Genomic DNA, 25,836 nt, shown 5'->3' with positions numbered 1-25,836 from the left:
CAGACCGTTCGGTATCCTACCGATTTCCACTTCTGCCAGGGAGAAGATGATGACTGCCGTCGTTCAAAAGACAGTGCTGACGGGTTGCCTCGCGCCCATCGACAAGAATGGCCTCGAGCAACTGATCGCCAACGGCAAGGCCAATCCGAAGGTCATCAAGACCTTGAAGTGCAAGACGGTCGCGGAAGGAAAATTCCGCCACGCCAACTACATCCGCAATTTGCCGCCCTACATCGTCGACGAGCCGCCCGGTCTGCTCGGCGACGACACTGCGCCCAATCCGTCCGAAGCTTCGCTCGCCGCGCTGGGCTCCTGCCTCGCCGTCGGCCTGCACGCCAACGCCGTGCATCGCGGCTGGATCGTCAACAAGCTTGAGCTCGAGCTCGAGGGCGATCTCAACATTACCGCCGTCTGGGGCACCGGCGACGTCTCGGACAAGCCCGTTGGATTTACGGACGTGCGCGTCAAGGTCGACATGGAATGTGAGGGGATCTCGTCGGACGAAATCAATGCGCTGGTCGCCCATGTGAAGCAATGGTCGCCGGTCGCCAACACCTTCACCCGCCCGGTCAATCTCGAGGTCGGCATCTGAGCTGACGGCAACAGGACAAGGTGCGGGAGACGATCATGGGTTCACTGGCTTTATCACGGGCCGAAGTTTTGGATCAGCCCGCACCGTCCATTGCAGGCGAGGTGGCGCGGATCGCGCGGGAGCAGCTCGCGCCGCTCGCCGCCGGCATCGATGCCGGCACCATTTATCCGGCCGATGTGCTGCACAAGCTCGGCGAGGTCGGTGCCTGGGGCAGTCACGTGCCGCACGAAGGGCCTGCCGATCTGCGCTGTGCCATTCAGGCGATGGCGGCAATCGGTGAGGTCTGCGGCAGCACTGCCTTCATGGCGTGGTGCCAGAACACGCTGGTCTGGTACGCGGCCAACTCGACCAACATGAAGCTGGCAAAGCGCTTCGGCGATGCGTTCTCGACCGGTCGCGTGCTCGGCGGCACCGGACTCTCCAATCCGATGAAGAGCTTTTTCGGCATCGAAAAGCTCAAGCTGAAGGGGCGCAAGGTCGAAGGCGGCTACATCGTGCGCGGCGCGCTGCCCTGGGTGTCCAATCTCGGACCGGATCATTATTTCGGCACCATCTTCGAACGCGAGGACGAGCCGGGCATCGCAAGTGGCGAGCCCGGCCAAGTGATGTTTTTGGCGGACTGCTCCGATCCCGCGATCACACTGACGCCATGCAAGCCGTTCCTCGCCATGGACGGCACCGGCACCTATGGCGTGCAGTTCCGGGACGCCTTCGTGCCTGACGAGCTGATCCTGGCCGATCCCGCCGCGCCTTTCGTGAAGAAGATCCGCGCCGGCTTCATCCTGCTGCAGGCCGGCATGGCGCTCGGGCTCATCAAGGACTGCATCAACATCATGGACGAGGTCGACAATCCCCTCGGCCACATCAACCGCTATCTGCCGCAACAGCCGGTTCACTTCCGCGATCTCGCCGCCGAGCTCGAGGCCGAGACCATGGCGCTGGCGCGTGATCCCTACAACGAGGAGGAGACCTACTGGCGCAAGGTGATCGCGCTCAGGCTGCGCGCCGGTGAAGCCAGCGTCGCGGCGGCGCACGCGGCGATGCTGCATTGTGGCGCTCGCGGCTACCTCAAGAGCCACCGCGCGCAGCGTCGCCTGCGCGAGGCCTATTTCGTCGCGATCGTCACGCCTGCCACCAAGCAGCTGCGCAAGATGCTTGCCGATTCCTGAGTTTTACGAGCCCACCCACCATCTAACCTCAACGGAGAGGCTGCCAATGACGGACGTTCTGATCTCTGCCAGCGAACTTGCCGATCTCTTGAAAACCGAGCCCTGTGTCGTGATCGACACCCGCAACCCCGACGCCTATGGTGCCGGGCACCTTCCCAACGCCGTGAACGTGCATGAGATATTCACGTTTCTTGCGACCTCGACGCCGGAAGGCATGAGCGAGCTGAAGACCAAGTTCGCCGATGCCTTCGGCGGCGCGGGTCTGTCCGGCAAGGAGACGGCCGTGATCTACGAGCAGTCGATGAACTCCGGCTTCGGCCAGTCCTGCCGCGGCTACTACCTGCTCACCATGCTCGGCTATCCCAAGATCAAGGTGCTGCATGGCGGCTTCGATGCCTGGGCTGCCGCAGGTCTTCCGGTGACGAAAGACGTGCCGGCGCCGATGAAGGCGTCGTTCGGAATCGTGCCTGAAGCGGGCGAGATTCTGATCGACGCCAAGACCATGCTGGCGGCCGTCGGCAAGCCGGGCGTCGCCATTCTCGACGTACGCGACGTCGACGAATGGATCGGCGACAGCTCGTCGCCCTACGGGAAGGATTTCTGCCCGCGCAAGGGCCGCATTCCCGGTGCGGTGTGGTTGGAATGGTATCGCATGATGAAACCGACCGCCGAGGGACCGCGCTTCAAGTCCAAGGACGAGATCCTGGCGGAATGCGCCACTGTCGGCATCTCGCCGTCGACGCCGGTCTATCTCTACTGCTTCAAGGGCGCGCGCGCCTCGAACACGTTCCTGGCGCTCAAGAACGCCGGCGTGAAGGACGTGCGGATGTATTTCGGCTCCTGGAACGAATGGTCGCGCGATCCGTCGCTGCCGATCGAGCAGGGACTGCCGATCGCATCGGAGGTCACGACCAAGGCGGCGTGATCGCCACTAACCGAGGGCTCGCGGACGGGGTGTAATCCCCAGCGCCTTGATCCGCGAGGCCAGCGTGGTCGGCTTGATATCCAGCATCTCGGCCGCCCCACCGGGGCCGAACACTTTTCCGGCGCAGCCCTCGAGCGCGGCCAGGATGTTGGCGCGCTCGTGGTCGCGCATTTCGGATGACGTCATCACAGCGGGCCGTGCGTCAGCCTTCTGCCGCGCTGCGCCGGCTGGGGCCTGCGTGCCGGAGGGGTCGGGCAGATCGATCCGCAAACGGCCGTTCTGCGACAGGATCGCGGCGCGCTCGATTACGTTCTGGAGTTCGCGGACATTGCCCGGCCAGTCATAGCGCGTCAGCCGACGCGCATCGCCTTCCGACAAGCGCAGATTCGATTTCAGCGCCTTGCTCTCGCGCGTGAGGAAATGCTGGGCGAGCAGGGGAATGTCCTCGCGACGCTCGCGCAGCGGCACGGTCTCGATCGGGAAGACGTTGAGGCGGAAATAGAGGTCCTCGCGAAACCGGCCGCGCTGCACCTCCTGCTTGAGGTCGCGATTGGTCGCGGCGATGACGCGGACGTCGACCGCGCGCGTGCGCTCCTGGCCGACGCGCTCGAAATTGCCCTCCTGCAAGACGCGCAGCAGCTTGCCTTGCAATTCGAGCGGGATCTCGCCGACCTCGTCGAGGAACAGCGTGCCGCCATCGGCGAGTTCGAACCGGCCGATGCGGTCGCGCGTCGCGCCGGTGAAGGCGCCGCGGACATGGCCGAAGAATTCGCTCTCGAACAATTCGCGCGGGATCGCGGCGCAGTTGACGCGGATCAGCGGCCGGTCGCTGCGGGTGGAATCCTCGTGGATGGCGCGCGCGATCAGCTCCTTGCCGGTGCCAGATTCCCCGGTGATCATCACCGCGGCGCTGGTCGGCGCCACCAGCTTGACCTGGCGCAGCGTCGTCTGGATCGCCTCGCTACCACCGATGATGCCGCGCGGATTGGTCTCGATGCGGATTTCTTCCTGGAGGTAGGCGTTTTCGAGCTCGAGCCGTTCGCGCAGGCGATCGACCTCGGCGAGCGCGGCGTGCAGCTTCTCGTCGGCTTCGCGGCGCTGGCTGACGTCGCGAAACACCACGACGGCACCGACCACCACGCCGCGGTCGCGGATCGGCGTGGAGGTGTATTCGACCCAGGCCGGCGAGCCGTCCTTGCGCCAGAACACTTCGCCGTCGACCTGGTGCACCGCGCCGTCGCGGAACGCCGCGTAGATCGGGCAGTCATGGTCGTGATAGTGCCGCCCGTCATGGTGGGTGTGGTGCATGATGGGATGGATTTCCTTGCCGACCAGCTCCTCGGCCGTCCAGCCCAGCATCCGCTCGGCGGCGGGGTTCACGAAGGTGGTCTTTCCTTCCGCGTTGACGCCGTAAATGCCTTCGCCGGCGGCCCGCAGGATCAGCTGGTTCTCGCGCTCGATGTCCTGGAACACGCGCTCGACCCGCTGCCAGGTCGAGATGCCGCTGCGCATGTGGTCTTCGGCGGCGGCGTCGACATTGCGGCGACGGCGCGCGTCGAGATCGGTCAGGGTGAGCTGGACCAGCGTGCGCCCGTCATGGGGCAGGACGCAGCCGGCATATTCGAGCCGGAGATTTTGCCCGGTGGCATGGCGTGGGTTGAGCGCCGTAGTCCAGTAGGCGCCCTTGTGCAGCACGGCCTGGGTGAACACGGTCAGCGCCGGAAGCTCGCCGGCATGCAGCGTGCTCGCCCTGGTCTGGCGCAGCAGCGCGCGGTCGTAGCCGAGCAGGGCGCAGGCGGCGGGATTGGCATCGACGATCTGGTCGCTGAAGGGGTCGACCAGCAGCGTCGCCTCCACCGAGGATTCGAAGGCCGCGACGCGCGGATCGATGGTCGGGGCCACATCATCGTGGGCGAGTAGTGGCGTCGTTGCCATTACGAAATCTCGTTATTCAACTACGAAATATCGTTTATCACGAATTTTCGTAATGACCAAGTGCAAGCGAAAGTGCCGCGTCATCAAGGCACTGGCCAGCCTGAAGGTGATGGCATGCTCCTTGCGTAATTCTCCTCGCAACGACGCGCAGGAGCTCCGATGTCCACTTTCGACAATCCGTTTGATCCCGATCGCAACCTGCGAGCCGGCTGTGCCTGCGGTCAGCATCAATCCGCCGCGGAGCATGAGCAGGCCACCGCGTTGCGCTGTGATCCCGTCGAGAGCGAAGAGAAGCGCTACGAGGGCGTCGTCGCCTCTGCCGTGATGCGCGCGATGTTTCCGCAGGACGTTGCGCGGCGCGCATTCTTGAAGTCGGTCGGTGCTTCCACCGCGCTGGCCGCGCTGTCGCAGTTCTTCCCGCTTCAGACCGCTACCGAAGTCTTTGCGCAGGCCGGCGCGCCGGAAAAGAAGGACCTCAAGGTCGGCTTCATCCCGATCACCTGTGCCACGCCGATCATCATGGCCGCTCCCCTCGGCTTCTATGCCAAGCACGGCCTCAACGTCGACGTGGTCAAGACTGCCGGCTGGGCCGTGATCCGCGACAAGACCATCAACAAGGAATACGACGCCGCGCACATGCTGGCGCCGATGCCGCTGGCGATTTCGCTTGGCTTAGGTGCCAACGCCATTCCATTCGCCGTGCCCGCGATCGAGAACATCAACGGGCAGGGCATCGTGCTGGCGAGCAAGCACAAGGACAAGCGCGACCCGAAGGACTGGAAGGGCATGAAGTTCGCCATCCCCTTCGACTATTCCATGCACAATTATCTGCTGCGCTACTATCTCGCCGAACACGGGATCGACCCCGACACCGACGTGCAGCTGCGTTCGGTGCCGCCGCCGGAAATGGTGGCAAACCTGCGCGCCGACAACATCGACGGTTTCCTCGCGCCCGACAACATCTGCCAGCGCGCGATCTATGACGGCGTCGGCTTCATGCATCTGTTGTCCAAGGAAATCTGGGACGGCCATCCCTGCTGCAGCTTCGCCGCCAGCCGCGAGTTCATCACCACGGCGCCGAACAGCTTTGCCGCGCTGACGCGCGCGATCGTCGATGCCACGGCCTATGCGTCGAAGGCGGAGAATCGCAAGCAGATCGCCGAGGCGATCGCGCCGGCGAACTACATCAACGCGCCGGTCACGGTACTGGAACAGGTCTTGACCGGCACCTATGCCGACGGCCTCGGCGGCGTGAAGACGGATGAAAAGCGCGTCGATTTCGACCCGTTCCCCTGGCAGTCATTTGCGGTGTGGATGCTGACACAGATGAAGCGCTGGGGTCAGATCAAGGGCGATGTCGACTACAAGGCGGTCGCCGAGCAGGTGTATCTCGCCACCGACACCCGGAAGCTGATGACGGAGATGGGCCTGGCGCCGCCGGCCAGCAGCTACAAATCGTTCGCGGTGATGGGCAAGACTTTCGATCCGGCCAAGCCCGAGGATTATTTGGCGGGCTTCAAGATCAGGAAGGCGTCGTGATGGGCCGCGCTGTGCCTCCGCTGTCGTCCCGGCCTAGTGCGCGCTGCGCACGGGGGCCGGGACCCATACCGCGTGATTTGTCGATCGCGGAAGGTAGCAGTACCGAACAACTAATCTCCGCCAAACTTCTCCCTGGGGTTATGGGTCCCGGCCTTCGCCGGGACGACTGGGGGAGAGGGAGATGACCACCAGCTCCCTCCGTCTCCGCGCCGGCCTCGTCTCGATCGTGCTGCTCGTCGCGTTCCTCGGCGTCTGGCATCTCGCCGTGCGCTCGACGGCACCGGTGGCCACGATGAGCCCGGAATACGCCAAGCTGATGGGCCTGACTGCGACGCAGGGCAAATCCGCCATGCCGGGGCCGGTCGATGTCGCCGCAAAACTCTGGGAGCATGTGAGGAGGCCGTTCTACGACAACGGGCCGAACGACAAGGGGCTCGGCATCCAGCTCGGCTACTCGATCGCGCGCGTCGGCACCGGCTATCTGCTCGCCGTGCTGGTCGCCATCCCGCTCGGCTTCCTGATCGGCATGTCGCCGCTGCTCAGCCAGGCGCTCGATCCGTTCATCCAGGTGCTGAAGCCGATCTCGCCGCTGGCGTGGATGCCGCTCGCGCTCTACACCATCAAGGATTCCTCGATCTCCGCGATCTTCGTCATCTTCATCTGCTCGATCTGGCCGATGCTGCTCAATACCGTGTTCGGGGTCGCGAGCGTACGCAAGGAATGGATCAACGTCGCGCGAACGCTCGAGGTCGGAACGATCAGGCGCGCCTTCACCGTGATCCTGCCGGCGGCGGCTCCGACGATCCTGACCGGCATGCGCATCTCGATCGGCATCGCCTGGCTCGTGATCGTCGCGGCCGAAATGCTCGTCGGCGGCACCGGCATCGGCTATTTCGTCTGGAATGAGTGGAACAATCTCTCGATCACCAACGTGATCATCGCGATCCTGCTGATCGGGGTTGTCGGCATGCTGCTCGACCAGATCCTCGCGCGCTTCACGCGCATGGTCACGTTTCCGGAGTAGGGCCGTGACCGAAAAATTCATCTCGATCGAAGCCATCGCAAAGCGCTATCCGGGCGCAGGCGGCGCGACAACGGCGGTCTTCGAGAATCTCTGGCTGTCTATGGCGCGCGGCGAGTTCTGCTGCGTGATCGGCCATTCCGGCTGCGGGAAGACCACGGTGCTCAACATCCTCGCCGGCCTCGATGCGCCGAGCGAGGGCGCGGTGATCGTCGACGGGCAGGCCATTTCAGGGACGAGCCTCGATCGCGCCGTGATCTTCCAGAGCCATGCGCTGCTGCCCTGGCGCACCGTGCTCGGTAACGTTGCCTACGCCGTCAGCTCGAAATGGCGGAGCTGGGATCGCGGCAGGGTGAAGGCGCATGCGCAGAAATTTATCGATCTCGTCGGCCTGACGGGGTCGGAACACAAGCGACCTTCCGAGCTTTCCGGCGGCATGAAGCAGCGCGTGGGCATCGCGCGTGCGCTGTCGATCACGCCAAAGATGATGCTGATGGACGAGCCGTTCTCGGCACTCGACGCGCTGACGCGCGGCACGCTGCAGGACGAGGTGCGGCGCATCTGTCTGGAGACCGGGCAGACCGCGTTCATGATCACCCATGACGTCGACGAGGCGATCTATCTCGCCGACAAGATCTTCCTGATGACCAACGGTCCCGGCGCGGTGCTGGCGGAAGTGGTCGAGAACCCGCTGCCGCGGGACCGCGGCCGCACCGATTTGCACCGCCACCCGCTGTACTACGCGCTGCGCAACCACATCGTTGATTTCCTGGTAACGCGCAGCAAGACTTTCACGGCCGAGACGCCCGGTCACGATCCGCGGAATGTGCCGGTGGTGCATATCGGCAAGCCCGGACTGACGGTCGCCTCTGATGCCAAGTCGGAGCCACTCAACGAGACGTCATGGTCGGGCTTGGCCCGGCCATCCACGTCCTTCTAGTGCAGCCAGAACGTGGATGCCCGGGACAAGGCCCGGGCATGACGACAACCAAGGAGACCTTGACATGAAACGCGAAGACCTCACCGAGAAGCTGCTCGACATCAAGCGCGAGAAGGGCTGGAGCTGGAAACACATCTGCGAAAAGATCGGCGGCTATTCCGAGGTGCTGATAACAGGCGCGATCCTCGGTCAAATGAAACTGACCAAGCCGCAGGCCGCAAACGCCGCTGAACTTTTCGGCCTGACGAAGGCCGAGACCGCGATGCTGAACGAGACGCCGATGCGCGGCATGCCGATGCCGCCGACCGATCCCTTGATCTATCGTTTCTACGAGCTGGTCATGGTCAACGGTCCGGCGTGGAAGGCGCTGATCGAGGAGGAGTACGGCGACGGCATCATGTCGGCGATCGATTTCGACATGGTGATGGAGCGCCTGCCCAACCCGAAGGGCGACCGCGTCAAGATCACCATGAGCGGCAAATTCCTGCCGTACAAATATTACGGCGCCAGCGGCAATGTGCCGGAGTATGGGTTCAAGGAGGGATAGCTGGTTGGCATTCCGGGGTGCGTCGCAGACGTGCCCCGGAATGACGCTTCGCCTTACTTCCCGGCTTTCACCTCGGCCGCCGCCACCGCGATCAGCTCGTTCATCTTGGCGCGAATCACCTGTTCGGTGACGGCGACGTTCTTGGCGGCGAAATCGGCCATGACCTTGCGCAGGACGTCGGCGTCGCCGGCTTCCTCGAAATCGGCCGCGACCACCTCCTTGGCATAGGCCGTGGCGGCATCGCCGGTGATGCCGAGCTTTTCGGCCGCCCACAGACCGAGCAGCCGGTTGCGGCGGGCTTCCGCCTTGAATTTCTGCTCCTCGTCGAGGGCAAACTTCTTCTCGAAGCCTTCCTCGCGCTTGTCCAACGTGCTCATGCCTTTTCCAATTCCCTGCTGAATGGACCCGGCTGGCCCTCGTTGCGAGAGCCCCGGTGCATGCCTAGATAGGGGGCACGAATCGGCAAAACAACGAGCCGTTAAGCCGCAGGCAAGACGGTATAAGTTTGATGCCGGACGGCCGGATCGATTGTGCTGGGACGGCCAATCGGATAGGTTGCCTAAGGCTGGGTTCCCGTTCTGTTTCCAGGGGTTCCGGGCCGTTCACGGCAGCTCCGCTGTGGGTCGTAGTCTCGTCAACCGGAGCACACCAGATACATGGATTTCAACAAAACACGGTACATCCCCATGAGCCGTCGGCGTCGCATTTATGAAGGCAAGGCAAAGGTTCTTTACGAAGGCCCGGAGCCCGGTACCCTGATCCAGCACTTCAAGGATGACGCCACCGCGTTCAATGCGAAAAAGCATCAGGTGATCGAGGGCAAGGGTGTCCTCAACAACCGGATCTCGGAGTACCTGTTTCAGCACCTCAATGACATCGGGGTGCCGACCCATTTCATCCGCCGCCTCAACATGCGCGAGCAGTTGATTCGCGAAGTTGAGATCGTGCCACTGGAAGTGGTAGTGCGGAACGTTGCCGCCGGCTCGTTGTCGCAGCGCCTCGGCATCGAGGAGGGTACGCAGCTGCCCCGCTCGATCATCGAGTTCTATTACAAGAACGACCAGCTCAACGACCCCATGGTGTCGGAAGAGCACATCACCGCTTTCGGGTGGGCGACACCGCAGGAGATCGACGACATCATGGCGCTTGCCATCCGTGTCAACGACTTCCTCACCGGTCTCTTCCTCGGCATCGGCATCCGCCTCGTCGACTTCAAGATGGAGTGCGGCCGACTGTTCGAGAACGACATGATGCGGATCATCGTCGCCGACGAGATCTCGCCGGATAGCTGCCGTCTGTGGGACATCAAGTCGAACGAGAAGCTCGACAAGGACCGTTTCCGCAGGGATCTCGGTGGGCTGCTCGAGGCCTATACCGAAGTCGCAAAGCGTCTCGGTATTCTCATGGAGAACGAGCGTCCGGCCGGTTCCGGCCCGGTGCTGGTGAAGAGCTAAGAGGGATCTGACGTGAAGGCACGTGTCACCGTTACGTTGAAAACGGGCATCCTCGATCCGCAGGGTAAGGCGATCGAGGGTGCGTTGAAGTCGCTCGGCGTCGACGGCGTCGCCAGCGTTCGCCAAGGCAAGGTGTTCGACATCGAGCTCGCCGGCGCGGACAAGGCCAAGGCAGAGGCGGCGTTGAAGGACGCCGCCGACAAGCTGCTGGCGAACACCGTGATCGAGAATTATCGGGTTGAGCTGATCGGGTGAACGGGATGGCTCACAACCATCCGACCCGACGAAAACGCCAGTACAGCGCGCCGCAGGCCGTCAGCATCACGCCGAGCAGCGTGTAATAGCCGTACTCCCAGTCCAGCTCCGGCATGTGCTTGAAGTTCATGCCGTAGATGCCGGCAAGCGCGGTCGGGATCGCGATGATCGCGAGCCAGGAGGCAAGTTTCTTGGAGACCGCCGTCTCCTGGGCCTGGCCGACCAGCAGGCTTGCTTCGAAGGCGAAGGCCAGCACCTCGCGCATTGAATCGATCCGCTCCTGGATGTTCCTGACGTGGTCGGTGACGTCGCGGAACAGCGGCTGCATCGTAGCGCGCACCATCGCCAGTTCGTCATGCTCGAGCCGGCGGCAGACCTCCACCAGCGGTCCGATGGCAGTCCTGAGCCGCAGCAGGTCGCGGCGCAGCATGTAGAGCCGCTCGATCTGCGCCTTGCTGATCGCCTTGGAGAGCACGTCGTCCTCGATGCTCTCGACCTCTTCGTGAATGCTCTCGAGCACGGGCGAGTAGTTGTCGACGATGAAATCGAGGATGGCGTAGAGGATGTAATCCTCGCCGCGCGCGAGCGCGCGCGGGCAGCTTTCGCAGCGTTCGCGCACCGGCGTGTAGGACGTCGACGCGCCGTGGCGCACCGAGACCAGATAGCCTTCGCCGACGAAGATGTGCGTCTCGCCGAAGGCGATCCGGCCCTCGATCAGTTGCGCCGTGCGCGCCACGATGAACAGGGCCTCGCCATATTGCTCGATCTTCGGTCGCTGATGGGCGTGGTTGGCGTCCTCGATGGCGAGCTCGTGCAGGTCGAACTGCTTCTGCACCGCGCTGAGCAGCGCCATGTCGGGCTCGTGCAGCCCGATCCAGACCACGTGGCCGGGCTTCGCCCGCCAGCTCGAAGCCTCGCTGATGGCGATATTGGCGACGCGCCGGCCGTCGACATAGGCACCGGCGGCGATGACGCCCTCGGTGGACACCGGCTCGGAGAGGGATGCGGGCAGCGAGGGGACATTCATGGCTTTAATCCCGGGCGAATCGATCGGCCGAATGGCGGGCTATGGCCTGTGCACAACGCTCGCGGGCAAGGCTAGCACTGGTAAAATCCCCGTCAAATGGTTATGTCTGCTGCCGATTTGGCAGCCGTGCCAGCCCCATTTTAATCCTCGTTCGGAACCTCTGCCATGAAAGCCGCCATCCTCGTCTTTCCCGGAATCAACCGCGAGCGCGACATGGCGCGTGCCTTGAGGCTGATCTCGGGCAGCGAGCCCGCGATGGTCTGGCATGCCGAGACGTCGCTACCTGATGGCACCGACCTCGTGGTCGTGCCCGGCGGGTTCTCCTACGGCGATTATCTGCGCTGCGGCGCGATTGCGGCGCGGGCGCCGGTGATGGACGCGGTGCGCGACTATGCGGCCAAGGGCGGCCTCGTGCTCGGCGTCTGCAACGGCTTTCAGATCCTCTGCGAATCCGGCCTCTTGCCCGGCGTCCTGATGCGCAATGCGCGGCTGAAATTCATCTGCCACGACGTGCATCTCCGCGTCGAGCGCTCCGACACGCCGTTCACGCGCGGCTACAATGCGGGGCAGGTGATCCGCGTGCCCATCGCGCATGGCGAGGGCAATTATGCGGCGGACGCGGAGACCATCAAGCGGCTCGAAGGCGACGGTCGCGTGCTGTACCGCTATTGCTCGGCCGACGGCGCGATCGACGACATCAGCAACATCAATGGCGCCGCGCAATCCATCGCCGGCATCGTCAACGACAAGGGCAACGTGCTCGGCATGATGCCGCATCCGGAAAACCACGTCGAAGACATCATGGGCTGCACCGACGGCCGCGGACTGTTCGCCGGCCTCACCGCGCATCTGGAAAAGGCCGCGTGATTGCGTTCGTGCTGAAGCGGCTGGCGGCCGCTGTCGCCGTCGTTGCATTCGCGACGGCCGCGTTCGCGCAGGACTTCCCCAAGCGTCCCGTCACCATGATCGTGCCGTTCGCGGCCGGCGGCACGTCCGACGTGATCGCGCGCACCGTTGCCGAGCAGATGGGCATCGCGCTCGGCCAGACCATCGTGATCGAGAACGTCGCCGGCGCCGGCGGCTCGACCGCACTGGCGCGCGCCTCCCGCGCCGAGCCCGACGGCTACACCATTGCGATCGGCAATGCCGGCACCAACGCCGCGACCTATACGATTTATCCAAAGCTGCCGTTCACGCCGGACTCCTTCGTACCGATCGCCATGGTGGCGAAAACGTTCGGCATCATCGCCGTGCGCAAGGATTTTCCGGCAAAGGACCTGAAAGAGTTCATCGCCTACGCCAAGGCTAATCCCGGCAAGATCAATCTCGGCCATGCCGGCGTCGGCTCTTCGAACTACCTGATCTGCAAGAGCTTCGTCACGGCCGCCGGGATCGACGCGACGCTGGTCGGCTATCGCGGCGCCGCGCCCGCGCTCACCGATGCCATCGGCGGCCAGATCGACGGCGTCTGCGATGCGGCAGCCTCCGTCTCGCAGTCGATCAACGAGAAGCTGGCGCGCGGGCTCGTGGTCGGCTCGACCGTCCGGCTCGCCACAGTGCCCGACCTGCCGACGTCGGCCGAAGCCGGCCTGCCCGAATTCGAGGCGCAGGGCTGGAACGGCCTGTTCGCGCCCAAGGGGACCCCGCCGGCGGTCATCGCCAGGCTGAATGCAGCTGCACGCACGGCGGTCGAAACCGACGCGGTGAAGAAGCGGTTCGCCGACCTCTCGACCGTGGCACCCGATGCCGACGAGCACACGCCCGAGGTGCTGCAAAAGCTCGTGACGCGCGACGTCGAGAAGTACCGCAAGATGCTGGCTGACGATGTCAAGTAATAGCTAGCGTCGTTTCAGCCGTTCCGTCGGCACCGTCATCGCGGCGACGCCCGCCATGACCAGCACCAGGCCCAGCGCCAGGTTCGACGGCACGCTCTCGCCGAGCAGCAGCACGGAGAGGCCGACGCCGATCGGGATGCGCAGATAGCCTTGCGCGTTCGTCGTCAGCGTGCCGAGCCGTCCCAGGCACATGTAGAACAGCATCAGCCCCAAGGCGCTGGAGACGATCCCCATGATGATGGTGGCTATGATCGCCGTCGGCGTCGGGTGCAGCGTCCAGGGCTGGTCGATGATCAGCGAAGGCGGCAGCAGCACGAGACCGCCGAACAGCAGCGAACCGGCCGCCACCACCATCGGGTCGTATTCGGACAGCCGCAGGCCGAAGATCGTGGCACAGGCAAAGGAGATGGTGGCGAGCAGGATGGCGATCTCCGCCACGATCTCGCTACCGAAGCCGCGCAGCGCATCGAGGCCGACGATGACGATGGTGCCGGCAAGGCCGAGGAGCGCGCCCAAGAGCTTCAGCAGCGTTGCCGGCTCGTGGCGCGTGATCAACGAGGTGATCAGGAAGGCGAAGATCGGCGTGGTCGAGGCCAGCACCACCGTGTTCGAGGCCGGCACATAGAGCTGCGACCACGTGATGATCAGGAACGGAAAGGTCGAGTTGATCAATTGCTGGACCGCGAACAGCTTCCAGGCCTTCGCATCGGTCGGGATCCTGACGCCGCGCATCCACAGGATCGCGAACAGGAAGGCGGCCGCGATCAGCGAGCGAGCCGAGATGAAGGTCACGGGCGGGATCGTATCCAGCGCGAGCTTGGCCAGCGGATAGGTTGAGCTCCAGCAGCAGGCGAGCGCGACCAGCAGCGCATAGTCGCGCCAGCTCCGCGCGCCTGTGGCCGTCATGGACGGCAATTGCGAGGCCGTGGCGCGAGCCGTCGGCGGTGTGCTCTGCGGCACCTTGATATTGCTCCCCGGCGCGACAGCGCTCGACACAAGTCTGGGCGAGGGGGCGCCAAAAGGGAAGGCGGCGAGCTATGCGTTTGGCTGCGGTGCCGGCTTCCGCTTCACCCGCTTGATCGTGCCGGAGAAGGTGAACAGCGGCCGCCCGCCCGATGTCAGCTTGCCGCGCAGGAAGATCAGCGAGCCGCCGGCGCGGGAGACCTCGCCGATGCATTCGATCAGCTCGCCTTCGCGCGCCGCGTCGAGGAAGTCGCAGGCGAAATTGGTGGTCACCGCCGGCCCATCCAGCTCGTGGGTGGCGATCGCGAACAGGCAGTAGTCGGAAAACGCCATGAAGCAGCCGCCATGGACGTTTCCCGAGCCGTTGAGGTGCTTTTTCTCGACCCGGAACGCCGAGCGGACGCTGCCGTCGTCCTCGATCTTGTGCCAGAACGGGCCGATATGGCTCTCAAAACTGTCGCGAATCCAGGTTCGCCAGCCCTGGAATTCCCCGTCGGTGGCGACGTGGAGGTCGGGGCGGCGAGGCGGGGGCGCTTTGGTCAATTCGTGCAAGGGAATGGGCCTTCAATTGCGGGTCGTTTGCCCTTAAATCCGATCTGTCCGCGCTGTGCAATTCCTGTTCCCGCAGCCCCCGGCCGCAAAACGTGGGACAGCGGGAAAATGCGCCATAAAGGGCTTTTCCAAGCCGTCCGATGTTCCTAAGAACGGCCCACCGCCGTCGAAAGCCTCGAATCCATGAAGAATGAACCCAAGATCACCCCCGAGCTGATTGCCGCCCACGGGCTCAAGCCCGACGAGTATGAGCGCATTCTGAAGCTGATCGGGCGGGAGCCGACCTTCACCGAGCTCGGCATCTTCTCGGCGATGTGGAACGAGCACTGCTCGTACAAATCCTCGCGCCTCCATTTGAAGGGTCTGCCGACCAAGGCGCCCTGGGTGATCCAGGGTCCTGGCGAGAACGCCGGCGTGATCGACATTGGCGACGGCCAGGCCGTGGTCTTCAAGATGGAGAGCCACAACCACCCGAGCTACATCGAGCCGTACCAGGGCGCCACCACCGGTGTCGGCGGCATCTTGCGCGACGTCTTCACCATGGGCGCGCGTCCGATCGCCTGCCTCAATGCGCTGAGCTTCGGCGCGCCTGAGCATGCCAGGACGCGCCATCTCGTCTCCGGCGTCGTCGCCGGGGTCGGCGGCTACGGCAATTCCTTCGGCGTTCCGACGGTCGGTGGCCAGGTCCGTTTCCACACCCGCTATGACGGCAACATTCTCGTCAATGCGATGGCGGTCGGCCTCGCCGATACCGACAAGATCTTCTATGCGGCCGCCTCCGGCGTGAATATGCCGATCGTCTATCTCGGCTCCAAGACCGGCCGCGACGGCATCCACGGCGCCTCGATGGCTTCGGCCGAGTTCGACGACAAGTCCGAAGAGAAGCGTCCGACCGTGCAGGTCGGCGATCCCTTCGCCGAGAAGCTGCTGTTAGAGGCTTGTCTCGAGATCATGGAGCAGGGCTGCGTCATCGCGATCCAGGACATGGGCGCGGCGGGTCTGACGTGTTCGGCGGTCGAGATGGGCGCCAAGGGCGATCTCGGCGTCGATCTCGATCTCGATGCGGTGCCGACGCGCGAGATCGGCATGAGCGCCTACGAGATGATGCTCTCGGAGAGCCAGGAGCGCATGCTCATGGTGCTCAAGCCCGAGAAGGAGAAAGAGGCCGAGGCGATCTTCAAGAAGTGGGGCCTTGATTTCGCCGTGGTCGGCTACACCACGCCGAGCAAGCGCTTCGTGGTCAAGCATGGCGGCGACGTCATGGCCGATTTGCCGATCAAGGAGCTCGGCGACGAGGCGCCGCTCTATGACCGCCCGCATGTCCCTTCCGCCGCTTTGCCGGTCGTGCATGCGCGCGAAGTGGCGGCCCCGATGGGGCTCGGTGCCGCGCTCGAAAAGCTGATCGGCACGCCCGATATGTGCAGCAAGCGCTGGGTCTGGGAGCAGTACGACCACGTCATTCTCGGCAACACCATGCAGCGTCCCGGCGGCGATGCCGCCGTGGTCCGCGTGCAGGACGGCCCGAAGGGCTTGGCGCTGACCGTCGACGTGACGCCGCGTTATTGCGAGGCCGATCCCTATCAGGGCGGCATGCAGGCCGTGGCGGAAGCCTGGCGCAACATCACTGCGGTCGGCGGCAAGCCGCTCGCGATCACCGACAATCTCAATTTCGGCAATCCTGAGCGGCCCGAGATCATGGGCCAGTTCGTCGGCTGCCTGAAGGGCATCTCGGAAGCCTGCCGCACGCTCGACTTCCCGGTCGTCTCAGGCAATGTCTCGCTCTACAACGAGACCAACGGCCGCGCGATCCTGCCGACGCCTTCGATCGGCGGCGTCGGTTTGCTCGATGACTTCACCAAATCAGCCTCGCTCGCGTTCAAGGCCGAAGGCGAGGCGATCCTCCTGATCGGCGAAACTCACGGCTGGCTCGGCCAGTCGGTTTACCTGCGCGACATCTGCGGTCGCGAGGAGGGCGCGCCGCCGCCGGTCGATCTCGCCGCCGAGAAGCGCAACGGCGACTGCGTGCGCGGCATGATCCATGCGGGCACCGCGACCGCCGTGCACGATCTCTCCGACGGCGGCCTGCTGATCGCTCTTGCCGAGATGGCGATGGCGAGCGGTATCGGCGCCAAACTGCTCGCGGCGCCAACCTCGTTGGTGCCTCAGGCCTATTGGTTCGGCGAGGACCAGGCGCGCTATCTCGTCATCGTGCCTGAAACCGAGGCCGGCCGCGTGCTCGCCAAGATGCGCGGCTGCGAGGTGCCCTGCGTGCGGATCGGCACCACCGGCGGCGACGCGATCGCGATCGCGGGCGAGGCGCCTGTGACGATCGAGGCACTGCGGACCTCGTTCGAGCGCTGGCTGCCGGAGTATATGGGCGGCAAGGCGGCGTAGGACGCGCTTCCGCAAACTCCGTCATTGCGAGCGCAGCGAAGCAATCCAGAGCCTCACCGCCGAGGCACTCTGGATTGCTTCGTCGCAAGAGCTCCTCGCAATGAGGAATGGAAGGAGCTCGGCCTCACAACACGTGCGAGGCCCCCGGAATCTTGCGCAACGCCGCTGTCAGTGCCCAGCTCAGGATCACCGTGAGCACGAAGCCGATCGCGGCTTTCACGATCGCAGGCCAGCTGTAATCGAACAGCGCGTACTGGATCCACAACGCGATCGGATAGTGCACCAGGAAGATGCCGTAGGCATCCGCCTGCATGCGGTCGAGCAGGTTCGGTCCCCGCGACTTCTGGTGCAGGAAGAAGGCGAGGATCGCGAGCAGGATCGAGCCTGAGAACAGCACGAAGAACGTGCCGTAGATCGCCTGGTACCAGTGCGGCTGTGGGTCGGGATTACCGAGAACTTCGCGCTTGATGTAGATCATGCCCCACATCAGGCAGTAGGGGATCAGCGTGGCGATCACCCACAGCCAGCGCTGTTTCGGCAACTGGCCGCCGGCGCTGAGGATGCCGCGCTCGAAATTCGCGGCTCCAACGCTGACGCCGATGAAGAAATACGCGAAGTAGAGCAGGATGCGGCTGGCCTGCACCGAGAACGGCCCGAGCTCGAACCATTTGCTGCCGCCGAAATAGAGCAGCGCCGGCACGTAGGCGATTGTCGTGACGACGACGAGCAGCAGCCAGAATACGGCCGGCTGGTCGAATCCGCGCAGCGACACGCGGTTGCCCGGATCGACCAGATGCGCGGAGACCCGGTAGAGCAGGCTTGCGGTCAGGTCGAATGCCAGCAGCACCCACACGAACCAGATCGGGCCGCTCGGCCACGGGCCAACCGTGATCGTCTTCCACCAGAATGCCGTGAAGCTCAGCCCGGGATCGTGCCGCAGCGCGATCGCGTAATAGGCGAGCGGGATGACGGTGAACGCCGCGATCGCGAACGGCAGTCCGAGCCGCAACAGGCGGTCGCGGAGAAAGACCGACGGCGCCTTGCGCGCGATGCCGGGCCAGGTGAACAGTCCCGATAGAAAGAAGAACATCGCCATGAAGAAGCTGTCGGTGGCCAGCACGACCACGTCGAAACCGGCCCAGGACGCCGGATCGGTGTGCCCGAAATAGGTGTAGGGAATGACGGCGTGGTGCAGCAGCACCACCAGCGTGAGGAAGGTGCGGGCGCGATCGAGCGACAGATTGCGCGCCTTGGCCTTCGGCGCCGCATGCGCCTCTGCTCCGATCGTCGCTGAATGTGACATCGTCATCGTGGCCGCCCCGGTCGCGCTTTCCGTCCCTGCGGGACTTTGCCGCCGGGAACCGGATTCAGCAAGGGTCGTTTGGGACGCCCGCAGGGCCCGTTGCCGCTAGGAACCAGTTCCCTGCAACGCAGTTAGCGTTCGCCAAAAGGGCTTGAGGGCCGCGACAGGCGGTCCAATTTCGGAGCTGGCGATGACGATCCTGAAATGGGCGCTGATCTTCTTACTTGTCTCGATCGTGGCCGGCGTGCTCGGCTTCACCGGCATCTCGGCCGCCTCCGCCGACATCGCCCGCTTCCTGTTCTATGTGTTCGTCGCGATTTTCCTGGTGCTGCTGATCCTGGGGCTCACGATCTTCAGGGCGTAGCGGGGTTCGCGTCGGCATTCCCAGTCGTCGTGCCCGGGCTTGCCGTCTTCGCTGAAGCTTCGCCGGCCCAACACCCGTAGCCCGGCGACGCCTTGGCGGAGCCGGGTCCCGGGCATCCACGTTTTTTGTATCCGCGGCAGCCAAGGGCGTGGATGGCCAGGACGAGCCCGGCCATGACGGCAGGCCCTATGTGGGCTTACCCCACTTCCTCGACCTTCACCTTGTCCGGGTAGAAGGCGAGATGACCGGAAATCTCGGTCATCGCGGGGAAGGGCGCCTCATAAGTCCAGATCGCGTTGTCCAGCGTCTTGCCGTCGGCCTTGACGCTGTAGTAGCTCGCATCTCCCTTGTAGGGGCAGTGGGTGACGCGGTCGGTGCGCTCCAGCAGCGCCATGTTGGCGTCCTGTCGCGGCACATATTGCACCGCCGGATATTTCGCCTCTTTCAGCGTCAGCGCCTTGGTGGTCTCGGCGATCACGATATCGCCGGCCGTGACCCGGACGCGCCGGGGATTTGGGGTGATGGTGATGGGGTGGTCGGGCCCTGGAAGCTTCATGATTTCACGCCTTTTTCGATCACTCTGCCGCGCGCGGCACTTTGTCGTGGCTTTATCCAGATCGGATCACCGATATAGTGCCGGAAGGCGTGACGTAGAAGGCCGTTCACGCTAAGTTTGGCCCCGCCGGCAAGTTTGGCTTTGCAGATCCCGGACCCCGGCAGCGATTCGACGACAAGGCTGATTGCAGCCGAGACAGGAGCACGACCCGAATGCCAATGGACGCCCACGATATCGAGGCGATGATCAAGGCGGCGATCCCCGATGCCGAGGTGACCATCCGTGACCTCGCCGGGGACGGCGATCACTATGCCGCGACCGTGATCTCGGAGACCTTCCGCGGCAAGTCCCGCGTCCAGCAGCACCAGATCGTCTATCAGTCCCTGCGCGGCCAGATGGGCGGCGTGCTGCATGCGCTGGCCCTGCAAACCGGGGTGCCGGGCGCCTGATCCGATCGTGACGGGGGCATGACGATGGCTGCGGACAATCCTCGCGGCGCGATGTTTCGCGTCATCCTGCCGAACCAGCACAGCCGCGTCACCAATGCCGAGCTGTTCTTCGACCTGGTCTTCGTTTTCGCGATCACGCAGGTCTCGCACACACTGCTGCACCATTTCACGCCGCTCGGTGCGGTGCACGTCGCGGTGCTGTTTCTCGCGGTATGGTGGGTGTGGGTCTACACCGCCTGGGTCACCAACTGGCTCGATCCCGAACTGGCGCCGGTCCGCATCCTGATCTTCCTGATGATGCTGGGTGGCCTCGTGCTGTCCACGACGATTCCGACCGCGTTCGAGGGGCGGGGCCTGTGGTTTGCGATCGCCTACGCAACGATGCAGGTCGGGCGCACCGCCTTCTGGATGTTTGCGACTCCGCGCCACCGAACGGCGGTCCGGCACAATGCGATCCGCATCCTGACATGGCTCTCGGTTTCCGCGATCTTCTGGATCCTCGGCGGCCTCGCCCATGACGAGGTGCGGCTATGGTTCTGGATCGTGGCGCTGACGATCGAATACATCTCGCCGGCAGTGCGCTTCTGGGTCCCCAAGCTGGGCTTCTCGTCGGTCGAGGCCTGGGCCGTCGAAGGCGGCCACATGGCCGAGCGCTGCTCGCTCTTCGTCATCATCGCGCTTGGCGAGGCCGTCGTCGTCAACGGCGCCACCTTTGCCGAGCTGGACTGGACCGCGGACAACATTTTGGCCTTCGTCTCCGCGCTGGTCGGCAGCATCGCGATGTGGTGGGTCTATTTTCACAAGGGCGCCGAGGCCGGCGCCGAGCGCATCTCGAAATCCGCGGAATCCGGCCGGTTAGCGCGGCTCGCCTACACCTATCTGCACATGCCGATCGTCGCCGGCATCATCCTGACCGCGGTCTCCGACGAGCTGGTGCTGAAGCATCCGGTCGGCCATTCCGATATCAGGATCATCGTGAGCACGATCGGCGGTCCCTTGCTGTTCCTGGTCGGCACCATCCTGTTCAAGCATGCGATCCGCGGCTTCCTCCAGCTCTCGCACGGCATCGGCATCATCCTGCTTCTGGTGCTGTGGTGGTTCGCCGCAGAACTCTCGCCACTATGGCTGTCGGTCGCCGCGACGGTGATCATGATCGTCGTTGCGGTGTGGGAGTCGGTCTCGCTGGGATCGACGCCGGAAGAAGCCGAGGAGCATTGAGCCGGCGCCATTGGCGCCGAAGCGCTTACTCCGCCGCCTCCAGCGCGTGCACCGAGAACATCTTCGCGGCATCCGTCCAGCTCTCGCGCACCCGCCAGCCTGCGCCCTGCGCCAGCGCGCCGAAGCGCTCGATGCTGTATTTGTAGCTGTTCTCGGTGTGGATGCTCTCGCCCGCGCGGAACGAAAAGCTGGTGCCGAGCAGGCGCACGGTCTGGCTCTTCTTGCTGATCAGGTGCATCTCGATGCGGTGCCGCTCGCGATTGTAGATCGCGCGATGGGTGAAGGCGGAGAGATCGAAATTTCCGCCGAGTTCGCGATTGATCCGCACCAACACATTGAGGTTGAAGCGCGCGGTGACACCGGCGGCATCGTTATAGGCGTCGTGGAGCAGGCGCTCCTCCTTCTCGAGGTCGGCGCCGATGATCATCTGCGCGCCGCGGCCCAGAATAGCGCGTGCGCTCTTCAGGAAGGCCTGCGCTTCATGCGGCTCGAAATTGCCGATGGTCGAGCCCGGGAAGAACCCGACCTTGGGCATGGTCGCCACTGCCTCTGGCAGCTCGAACGGCGTGGTGAAGTCGGCCGCCACCGGGTAGATGCCGAGTGACGGAAAATCCCGCTTCAGGCCGTTCGCCTGCGCCGTCAGGAAGTCGCCGGAGATGTCGACGGGCACATAGGCCGCAAACTTGCAGTGGTTGAGCAGCAGGCGAACCTTTGTGGTCGCGCCTGCGCCGAATTCGACCAGGGCCGCGTGCTCCGGAATGATCCTCGCGATTTCGCCGCCGCGCTCCTTCAGGATCGCCAGCTCCGTGCGCGTCGGGTAATATTCCGGCAGCCGTGTGATCGCTTCGAACAATTCCGATCCGGCCGCATCGTAGAAATATTTCGGCGACAGCTTTTTGGGCTGCTGCGAGAGGTCCTCGATGGCCTCGCGGGCAAAGGCGGTGGTCTGTTCGTCGGGAAGATGGGCTTCGGCCAAAGCGCTGGCGTGCACATTCATGATACTCTCCTGAACGCGCTGTCCGGCGCGCATTTGTCGTCGGATGAGAATTTTACTCGTAGTCGGCGAGCCGCACTCCCGTGAATTGCCAGCGGTGGTGCGGATAAAAGAAGTTACGATAGGTGATACGGCTGTGCCCCTCCGGGGTTGCAAGCGAGGAGCCGCGCAGCACCAGCTGGTTGACCATGAACTTGCCGTTGTATTCGCCGAGCGCGCCTTCGATGGCGCGATAGCCGGGGTACGGCGAGTAGGACGACCGCGTCCACTGCCAGACGATGCCGAACGCATCGTTGAGCTGGCCCGCGCGGGCCGCGACCTCCCATTCCATCTCGGTGGGCAGATGTTTTCCGGCCCAGCGCGCAAAGGCATCAGCCTCGTAATAGCTGACGTGGCAGACGGGCGCGTCGGGATCGACCGGCTTGAGGCCGGCCAGCGTCATGACATGCCACTGGCCGTCGATCTCGCGCCAATGGCCGGGGGCGTCCCAGCCCTCGTTGTTCACGGCCGCAAAACCGTCCATCAGCCACAGCGTTGCGGTCCGGTAGCCACCGTCGCGCATGAAGGCGAGCCATTCGCCATTGGTGACGAGATTGCGTGCGAGCTTGACCGGGCCGACGAGGGCGCGATGCGCCGGCTTCTCGTTGTCGAAATGAAAACTCTCGTCGACATGACCGACGGTGTGGATGCCTTCGTTCAGCGTCAGCCAATCCTCGCTGGCCGGCGTTGCGGCCGGGAAGCGCCAGTCCGGATCATAGGCCGGCGGGATCGGGTTCTGCGCGAAGGCGTGCAGGATGTCGGTGAACATCAATTCCTGATGCTGCTGCTCATGGTTGAGGCCGACCTCGACCAGCGGCGCGATCTCGCGAAGCTTGTCCTCGCCGGCGTCGCGGAAGAATGTCACGACGGCAGCGTCGACATGTTTTCGATAGGCGCCGACCTGATCGGCGCTCGGACGGGTGATATCGCCGCGGTGATTGCGGGAATGGCGTGGGCCGGCGCTGACGTAATAGGAATTGAACAGGAAGGCGAAGTCAGGGTGAAAGGGCCGGTAGCCCGCACAGTGCTCGCCGAGCACGAATTGCTCCCAGAACCAGGTGGTGTGCGCCCGGTGCCATTTCGTCGGGCTCGCGTCCGGCATGGACTGGATCTGCTGATCCTCCGGCGACAGCGGTGCGGCCCGGCGCTCGGTCTCGTCGCGGACGTTGAGAAACGCGTCTTCCAGCCTCTGGGCAAGGCCGCCCAATTCGGCCGACGGTGACGGGGCGGGGGCCGTAGCGGAGGCTTGTTTCGTCACGTTTTTCTCCAGACAGGACAAGAGAACGTTGTTGGCGTTGTCGGGTTCCAAAACGCCGGGTTCGTCCTAGATAGGGGCTCCGTGACGGTATGAAAGTCCTCCCCGGCTATGATATTCGTGCCATCATGCAATGGGCCGCTGCTGCCGAGAGCGGTCCATCCAGGGGCCGCTCGCCGCCATTTTACTTTGGATGCACAACGGTTTGGGCTACATATATAGGCAGGGATCGGGTTAAATCGGCTGAGCCAGCCCGAAGCGATTGGAGTGGGCTCCGCCCCAGAAGGACACGGATATGAGCATCGAGGAATTCATCGCCAACGAAGTGAAGTCGAACGACGTGGTTCTGTTCATGAAGGGCACACCGCAATTTCCGCAGTGCGGCTTCTCCGGCCAGGTCGTCCAGATTCTCGACCACATCGGCGTCGGCTATAAGGGCCTCAACGTTCTCGAATCCGCCGAACTGCGCAACGGCATCAAGGACTTTTCGAACTGGCCGACCATCCCGCAGCTTTATGTGAAGGGCGAGTTCGTCGGCGGCTGCGACATTGTCCGAGAGATGTTCCAGGCCGGTGAATTGCAGCAGCTGTTCTCCGAAAAGGGCGTCGCTGTCGCGGCCTGATACGTGACCCAGCTGACGCGCCGGATCGGCGGCGCGGAGCTCAAGGTCATCGTCGCTGACATCACCACGCTGAGCGTTGACGCCATCGTCAACGCGGCCAACACGTCGCTGCTGGGTGGGGGCGGCGTCGATGGGGCGATCCATCGGGCGGCCGGACCCGAGCTTCTGGCCGAGTGTCGGAAGCTCGGAGGATGCCCGACCGGCGATGCCAAGATCACGAAGGGTTACCTTCTCCCTGCACCCCATGTGATCCATGCGGTCGGCCCGGTCTGGGACGGCGGCACTCGCGGTGAGGCGCAGGCGCTGGGCTCATGCTATCGCCGTACGCTTGAGCTCTGCGGGGCCAATCGGCTGACCTCCGTGGCGTTCTCCGCGATTTCGACCGGGGTTTACGGCTTTCCGGCCGACCAGGCGGCGAAGATTGCGGTCCATGCGACCATTGAAGCCCTTCCCGCCGCGCCGCTGGTCGTCGACGTCATATTTTGTTGTTTCTCGGAAAAGAGCGCGACTCTGCACGCGGACGTTTTGGCGCGGTACAGCGGCCCTTGTGCCTGATGACGCGGTCGGTACACTCCCCGGGCCATGTTCCGGGGAGGGGATATGATTTTACAGTCTGGACTGCGCGCGCTGGTCTGCGCCGCGCTTGTGTCGTTGGGTACGATGTCGCTTGCGCGGGCGGAGGGCGCCTACGAGATTCCGGCCGGCGCGCATTTCAATCCGGACAAGCTCGCAAGGATCACCGAGTTCTTCAAGAACGAGGTCGCGACCGGCAAGATCGCAGGGGCAAACGTCCTCATCAAGCAACATGGCAAACCGGTCTACCACGAAGTCTTCGGCGTGCAGGACGCGGTCAGCAAGGCGCCGATCACGGACAAGACGATCTTCCGCCTGTTCTCGATGAGCAAGGCGATCACTTCCGTCGTCGCAGTGAAGTTGATCGAGGAAGGTACGATCAAGCTCGACGATCCCGTCTCGAAATACATTCCGTCCTTCGCCAACGTGAAAGTCGGCGTCGAGAAGAAGGCCGAGGACGGCACCAAGTCGCTCGATCTCGTGCCGCCGAACCGGCCGATGACGGTGCACGATTTGATGACGCACACTTCGGGCGTCACCTACGGCTTCTATGGCGACAGCCTGGTCCGCAAGGCCTATCGCGATGCCAACATTTATGCCGGCGATTTCGACCTCGCGGAGTTCGCCGAGCGAATCGCAAAACTTCCGCTGCACAACCAGCCGGGCGCGCTGTGGCAATACGGCCATTCCACCGACATCCTGGCGCGGGTCATGGAAGTCGCGGCCGGCAAGCCGCTCATCGAGATCGAGCGGGAGAAGCTGCTCGACCCGCTCGGCATGGTCGATACCGGCTTCTTCGTCACCGATCCCGAGAAGCAGAAGCTGCTGGCGCAGCCGGTGCCGAACGACAGCGATTTCCGGGTCGGGCGGATCAACGATCCGACGGTGATCAAGAAGATCCAGTTCGCCAGCGGCGGTATGGTGACGACCATGGCCGATTATGAGCGCTTTACGCAGATGCTGCTCAAGGGCGGCAGTCTCAACGGCAAGACGATTCTCAAGCCCGAGACGTTCAAGCTGATGGTGACCGACCAGATCGGCCCCAAGTCGGGCGTCGATCGCGATTATTTCTATTTCCCCGGCGATGGTTTCGGCTTCGGTCTTGGACTTGCGGTGCGCACCGACCCCGGCAACGCAAAACCGCCGCCGCCCGGCGATCTCGGCGAATTAAAATGGGACGGCGCCTCCGGCTGTTATTTCGTGATCGATCCCAAGCAGGACATGTTCTTCGTGCTGCTGGAGCAGACTCCGACCGAGCGCCAGCGCGTGCAGCGAACATTGAAGCAGCTGGTTTATGAAGCGATGGAGAACTGAC

The 25,836-nt window shown here is 63.9% G+C and carries 27 protein-coding genes; 18 read left to right on the top strand and 9 right to left on the bottom strand.

The features are described 5' to 3' along the window. Positions 1 to 49 precede the first annotated feature (49 nt). Genes IVB48_RS13800 through IVB48_RS13790 form a run of 3 tightly spaced genes read left to right on the top strand, consistent with a single transcriptional unit; the run spans position 50 to position 2,686 of the window. Positions 50 to 592 carry an OsmC family protein gene (locus IVB48_RS13800; protein WP_247400395.1) on the top strand — a complete coding sequence of 181 codons (543 nt, stop codon included), beginning with the start codon at positions 50 to 52 and terminating at the stop codon, positions 590 to 592. Between the two features lie 35 nt (positions 593 to 627). After that, positions 628 to 1,761: an acyl-CoA dehydrogenase family protein gene (locus IVB48_RS13795; protein ID WP_247400394.1), complete on the top strand. Its 1,134-nt coding sequence runs from the start codon at positions 628 to 630 to the stop codon at positions 1,759 to 1,761. Positions 1,762 to 1,807: 46 nt separating this feature from the next. Continuing rightward, entirely contained in the window at positions 1,808 to 2,686 is an 879-nt protein-coding gene (locus tag IVB48_RS13790; protein WP_027567657.1) for a sulfurtransferase, read from the top strand. A gap of 6 nt (positions 2,687 to 2,692) precedes the next feature. Here the strand turns inward: IVB48_RS13790 and IVB48_RS13785 are convergent, their stop codons facing one another. Further along, complete coding sequence (locus tag IVB48_RS13785) at positions 2,693 to 4,621, bottom strand: sigma 54-interacting transcriptional regulator (protein WP_247400393.1); 1,929 nt, start codon at positions 4,619 to 4,621, stop codon at positions 2,693 to 2,695. A gap of 159 nt (positions 4,622 to 4,780) precedes the next feature. On the opposite strand from IVB48_RS13785, the gene IVB48_RS13780 reads away from it, so the two are divergent. The 4 genes from IVB48_RS13780 to cynS all read left to right on the top strand — a co-directional run bounded on the left by IVB48_RS13780 (position 4,781) and on the right by cynS (position 8,668). After that, a complete protein-coding gene (locus tag IVB48_RS13780; protein WP_247400392.1) occupies positions 4,781 to 6,160 on the top strand; it encodes a CmpA/NrtA family ABC transporter substrate-binding protein in 1,380 nt (459 codons plus the stop codon). Positions 6,161 to 6,341: 181 nt separating this feature from the next. Further along, on the top strand, positions 6,342 to 7,184 hold the full coding sequence (ntrB, locus tag IVB48_RS13775; protein WP_247400391.1) for a nitrate ABC transporter permease: 843 nt from the start codon (positions 6,342 to 6,344) through the stop codon (positions 7,182 to 7,184). A 4-nt stretch (positions 7,185 to 7,188) separates the two neighbouring features. Continuing rightward, a complete protein-coding gene (locus IVB48_RS13770) occupies positions 7,189 to 8,121 on the top strand; it encodes an ABC transporter ATP-binding protein (protein ID WP_247400390.1) in 933 nt (310 codons plus the stop codon). 64 nt (positions 8,122 to 8,185) lie between these two features. Further along, positions 8,186 to 8,668 (top strand): cyanase, encoded by a 483-nt coding sequence (cynS, locus tag IVB48_RS13765; RefSeq protein ID WP_051462744.1) that lies wholly within the window; start codon positions 8,186 to 8,188, stop codon positions 8,666 to 8,668. Positions 8,669 to 8,721: 53 nt separating this feature from the next. Here the strand turns inward: cynS and IVB48_RS13760 are convergent, their stop codons facing one another. Then, positions 8,722 to 9,045: a DUF1476 domain-containing protein gene (locus IVB48_RS13760; RefSeq protein WP_247362456.1), complete on the bottom strand. Its 324-nt coding sequence runs from the start codon at positions 9,043 to 9,045 to the stop codon at positions 8,722 to 8,724. Between the two features lie 309 nt (positions 9,046 to 9,354). Here IVB48_RS13760 and purC point away from each other — a divergent pair, with 309 nt between their 5' ends. Next, positions 9,355 to 10,122: a phosphoribosylaminoimidazolesuccinocarboxamide synthase gene (gene purC / locus IVB48_RS13755; RefSeq protein ID WP_171944915.1), complete on the top strand. Its 768-nt coding sequence runs from the start codon at positions 9,355 to 9,357 to the stop codon at positions 10,120 to 10,122. Between the two features lie 12 nt (positions 10,123 to 10,134). Then, entirely contained in the window at positions 10,135 to 10,377 is a 243-nt protein-coding gene (gene purS / locus IVB48_RS13750; protein ID WP_007602264.1) for a phosphoribosylformylglycinamidine synthase subunit PurS, read from the top strand. A 10-nt stretch (positions 10,378 to 10,387) separates the two neighbouring features. Here the strand turns inward: purS and IVB48_RS13745 are convergent, their stop codons facing one another. Next, positions 10,388 to 11,404, bottom strand: coding sequence for a magnesium and cobalt transport protein CorA (locus tag IVB48_RS13745; RefSeq protein ID WP_018455523.1), 1,017 nt, complete (start codon positions 11,402 to 11,404; stop codon positions 10,388 to 10,390). Between the two features lie 165 nt (positions 11,405 to 11,569). On the opposite strand from IVB48_RS13745, the gene purQ reads away from it, so the two are divergent. Further along, positions 11,570 to 12,271 (top strand): phosphoribosylformylglycinamidine synthase subunit PurQ, encoded by a 702-nt coding sequence (purQ, locus tag IVB48_RS13740; RefSeq protein WP_247362452.1) that lies wholly within the window; start codon positions 11,570 to 11,572, stop codon positions 12,269 to 12,271. Next, positions 12,268 to 13,239, top strand: coding sequence for a tripartite tricarboxylate transporter substrate binding protein BugD (locus tag IVB48_RS13735; protein ID WP_247400388.1), 972 nt, complete (start codon positions 12,268 to 12,270; stop codon positions 13,237 to 13,239). The genes purQ and IVB48_RS13735 overlap by 4 nt, the downstream gene beginning before the upstream one ends. Before the next feature lie 3 nt (positions 13,240 to 13,242). On the opposite strand, the gene IVB48_RS13730 is transcribed toward IVB48_RS13735, so the two are convergent. Beyond that, entirely contained in the window at positions 13,243 to 14,199 is a 957-nt protein-coding gene (locus IVB48_RS13730; RefSeq protein ID WP_247400386.1) for a DMT family transporter, read from the bottom strand. 75 nt (positions 14,200 to 14,274) lie between these two features. Then, positions 14,275 to 14,754, bottom strand: coding sequence for a PaaI family thioesterase (locus tag IVB48_RS13725; RefSeq protein ID WP_247400384.1), 480 nt, complete (start codon positions 14,752 to 14,754; stop codon positions 14,275 to 14,277). Between the two features lie 183 nt (positions 14,755 to 14,937). Between IVB48_RS13725 and purL the strand changes: the two genes are divergently transcribed. Beyond that, complete coding sequence (gene purL, locus IVB48_RS13720) at positions 14,938 to 17,148, top strand: phosphoribosylformylglycinamidine synthase subunit PurL (RefSeq protein WP_247400382.1); 2,211 nt, start codon at positions 14,938 to 14,940, stop codon at positions 17,146 to 17,148. A 124-nt stretch (positions 17,149 to 17,272) separates the two neighbouring features. Here the strand turns inward: purL and IVB48_RS13715 are convergent, their stop codons facing one another. Then, on the bottom strand, positions 17,273 to 18,451 hold the full coding sequence (locus tag IVB48_RS13715; protein ID WP_247400541.1) for an acyltransferase: 1,179 nt from the start codon (positions 18,449 to 18,451) through the stop codon (positions 17,273 to 17,275). A gap of 190 nt (positions 18,452 to 18,641) precedes the next feature. Between IVB48_RS13715 and IVB48_RS13710 the strand changes: the two genes are divergently transcribed. Continuing rightward, a complete protein-coding gene (locus IVB48_RS13710) occupies positions 18,642 to 18,815 on the top strand; it encodes a DUF1328 domain-containing protein (protein ID WP_007602280.1) in 174 nt (57 codons plus the stop codon). Positions 18,816 to 19,011: 196 nt separating this feature from the next. On the opposite strand, the gene IVB48_RS13705 is transcribed toward IVB48_RS13710, so the two are convergent. Further along, the gene (locus tag IVB48_RS13705) at positions 19,012 to 19,371 is read right to left on the bottom strand and encodes a DUF427 domain-containing protein (RefSeq protein WP_247400380.1); all 360 of its coding nucleotides are present in this window, start codon (positions 19,369 to 19,371) and stop codon (positions 19,012 to 19,014) included. A gap of 212 nt (positions 19,372 to 19,583) precedes the next feature. Between IVB48_RS13705 and IVB48_RS13700 the strand changes: the two genes are divergently transcribed. Both IVB48_RS13700 and IVB48_RS13695 read left to right on the top strand, forming a co-directional pair. Then, on the top strand, positions 19,584 to 19,820 hold the full coding sequence (locus IVB48_RS13700) for a BolA family transcriptional regulator (protein WP_007602284.1): 237 nt from the start codon (positions 19,584 to 19,586) through the stop codon (positions 19,818 to 19,820). Positions 19,821 to 19,844: 24 nt separating this feature from the next. Continuing rightward, positions 19,845 to 21,038, top strand: coding sequence for a low temperature requirement protein A (locus IVB48_RS13695; protein WP_247400539.1), 1,194 nt, complete (start codon positions 19,845 to 19,847; stop codon positions 21,036 to 21,038). A 25-nt stretch (positions 21,039 to 21,063) separates the two neighbouring features. Here the strand turns inward: IVB48_RS13695 and egtD are convergent, their stop codons facing one another. Then, positions 21,064 to 22,035: an L-histidine N(alpha)-methyltransferase gene (gene egtD, locus IVB48_RS13690; RefSeq protein ID WP_247400378.1), complete on the bottom strand. Its 972-nt coding sequence runs from the start codon at positions 22,033 to 22,035 to the stop codon at positions 21,064 to 21,066. Between the two features lie 52 nt (positions 22,036 to 22,087). Continuing rightward, positions 22,088 to 23,380 carry an ergothioneine biosynthesis protein EgtB gene (gene egtB, locus IVB48_RS13685; protein WP_247400376.1) on the bottom strand — a complete coding sequence of 431 codons (1,293 nt, stop codon included), beginning with the start codon at positions 23,378 to 23,380 and terminating at the stop codon, positions 22,088 to 22,090. Between the two features lie 241 nt (positions 23,381 to 23,621). Here egtB and grxD point away from each other — a divergent pair, with 241 nt between their 5' ends. The 3 genes from grxD to IVB48_RS13670 are packed head-to-tail and all read left to right on the top strand — an operon-like array spanning position 23,622 to position 25,835. Then, positions 23,622 to 23,948, top strand: a complete 327-nt coding sequence (gene grxD / locus IVB48_RS13680) for a Grx4 family monothiol glutaredoxin (protein ID WP_063995769.1) — start codon at positions 23,622 to 23,624, stop codon at positions 23,946 to 23,948. 3 nt (positions 23,949 to 23,951) lie between these two features. Then, the gene (locus IVB48_RS13675; protein WP_247400374.1) at positions 23,952 to 24,503 is read left to right on the top strand and encodes an O-acetyl-ADP-ribose deacetylase; all 552 of its coding nucleotides are present in this window, start codon (positions 23,952 to 23,954) and stop codon (positions 24,501 to 24,503) included. Between the two features lie 45 nt (positions 24,504 to 24,548). Further along, a complete protein-coding gene (locus IVB48_RS13670; RefSeq protein ID WP_247400372.1) occupies positions 24,549 to 25,835 on the top strand; it encodes a serine hydrolase domain-containing protein in 1,287 nt (428 codons plus the stop codon). Position 25,836 lies beyond the last annotated feature (1 nt).

This window comes from Bradyrhizobium sp. 76, from assembly GCF_023073025.1.
In the GTDB taxonomy this organism is placed as follows: domain Bacteria; phylum Pseudomonadota; class Alphaproteobacteria; order Rhizobiales; family Xanthobacteraceae; genus Bradyrhizobium.
Note: the sequence above shows the minus strand (reverse complement) of the source record. Positions and strands in the feature narration are given on the sequence as shown.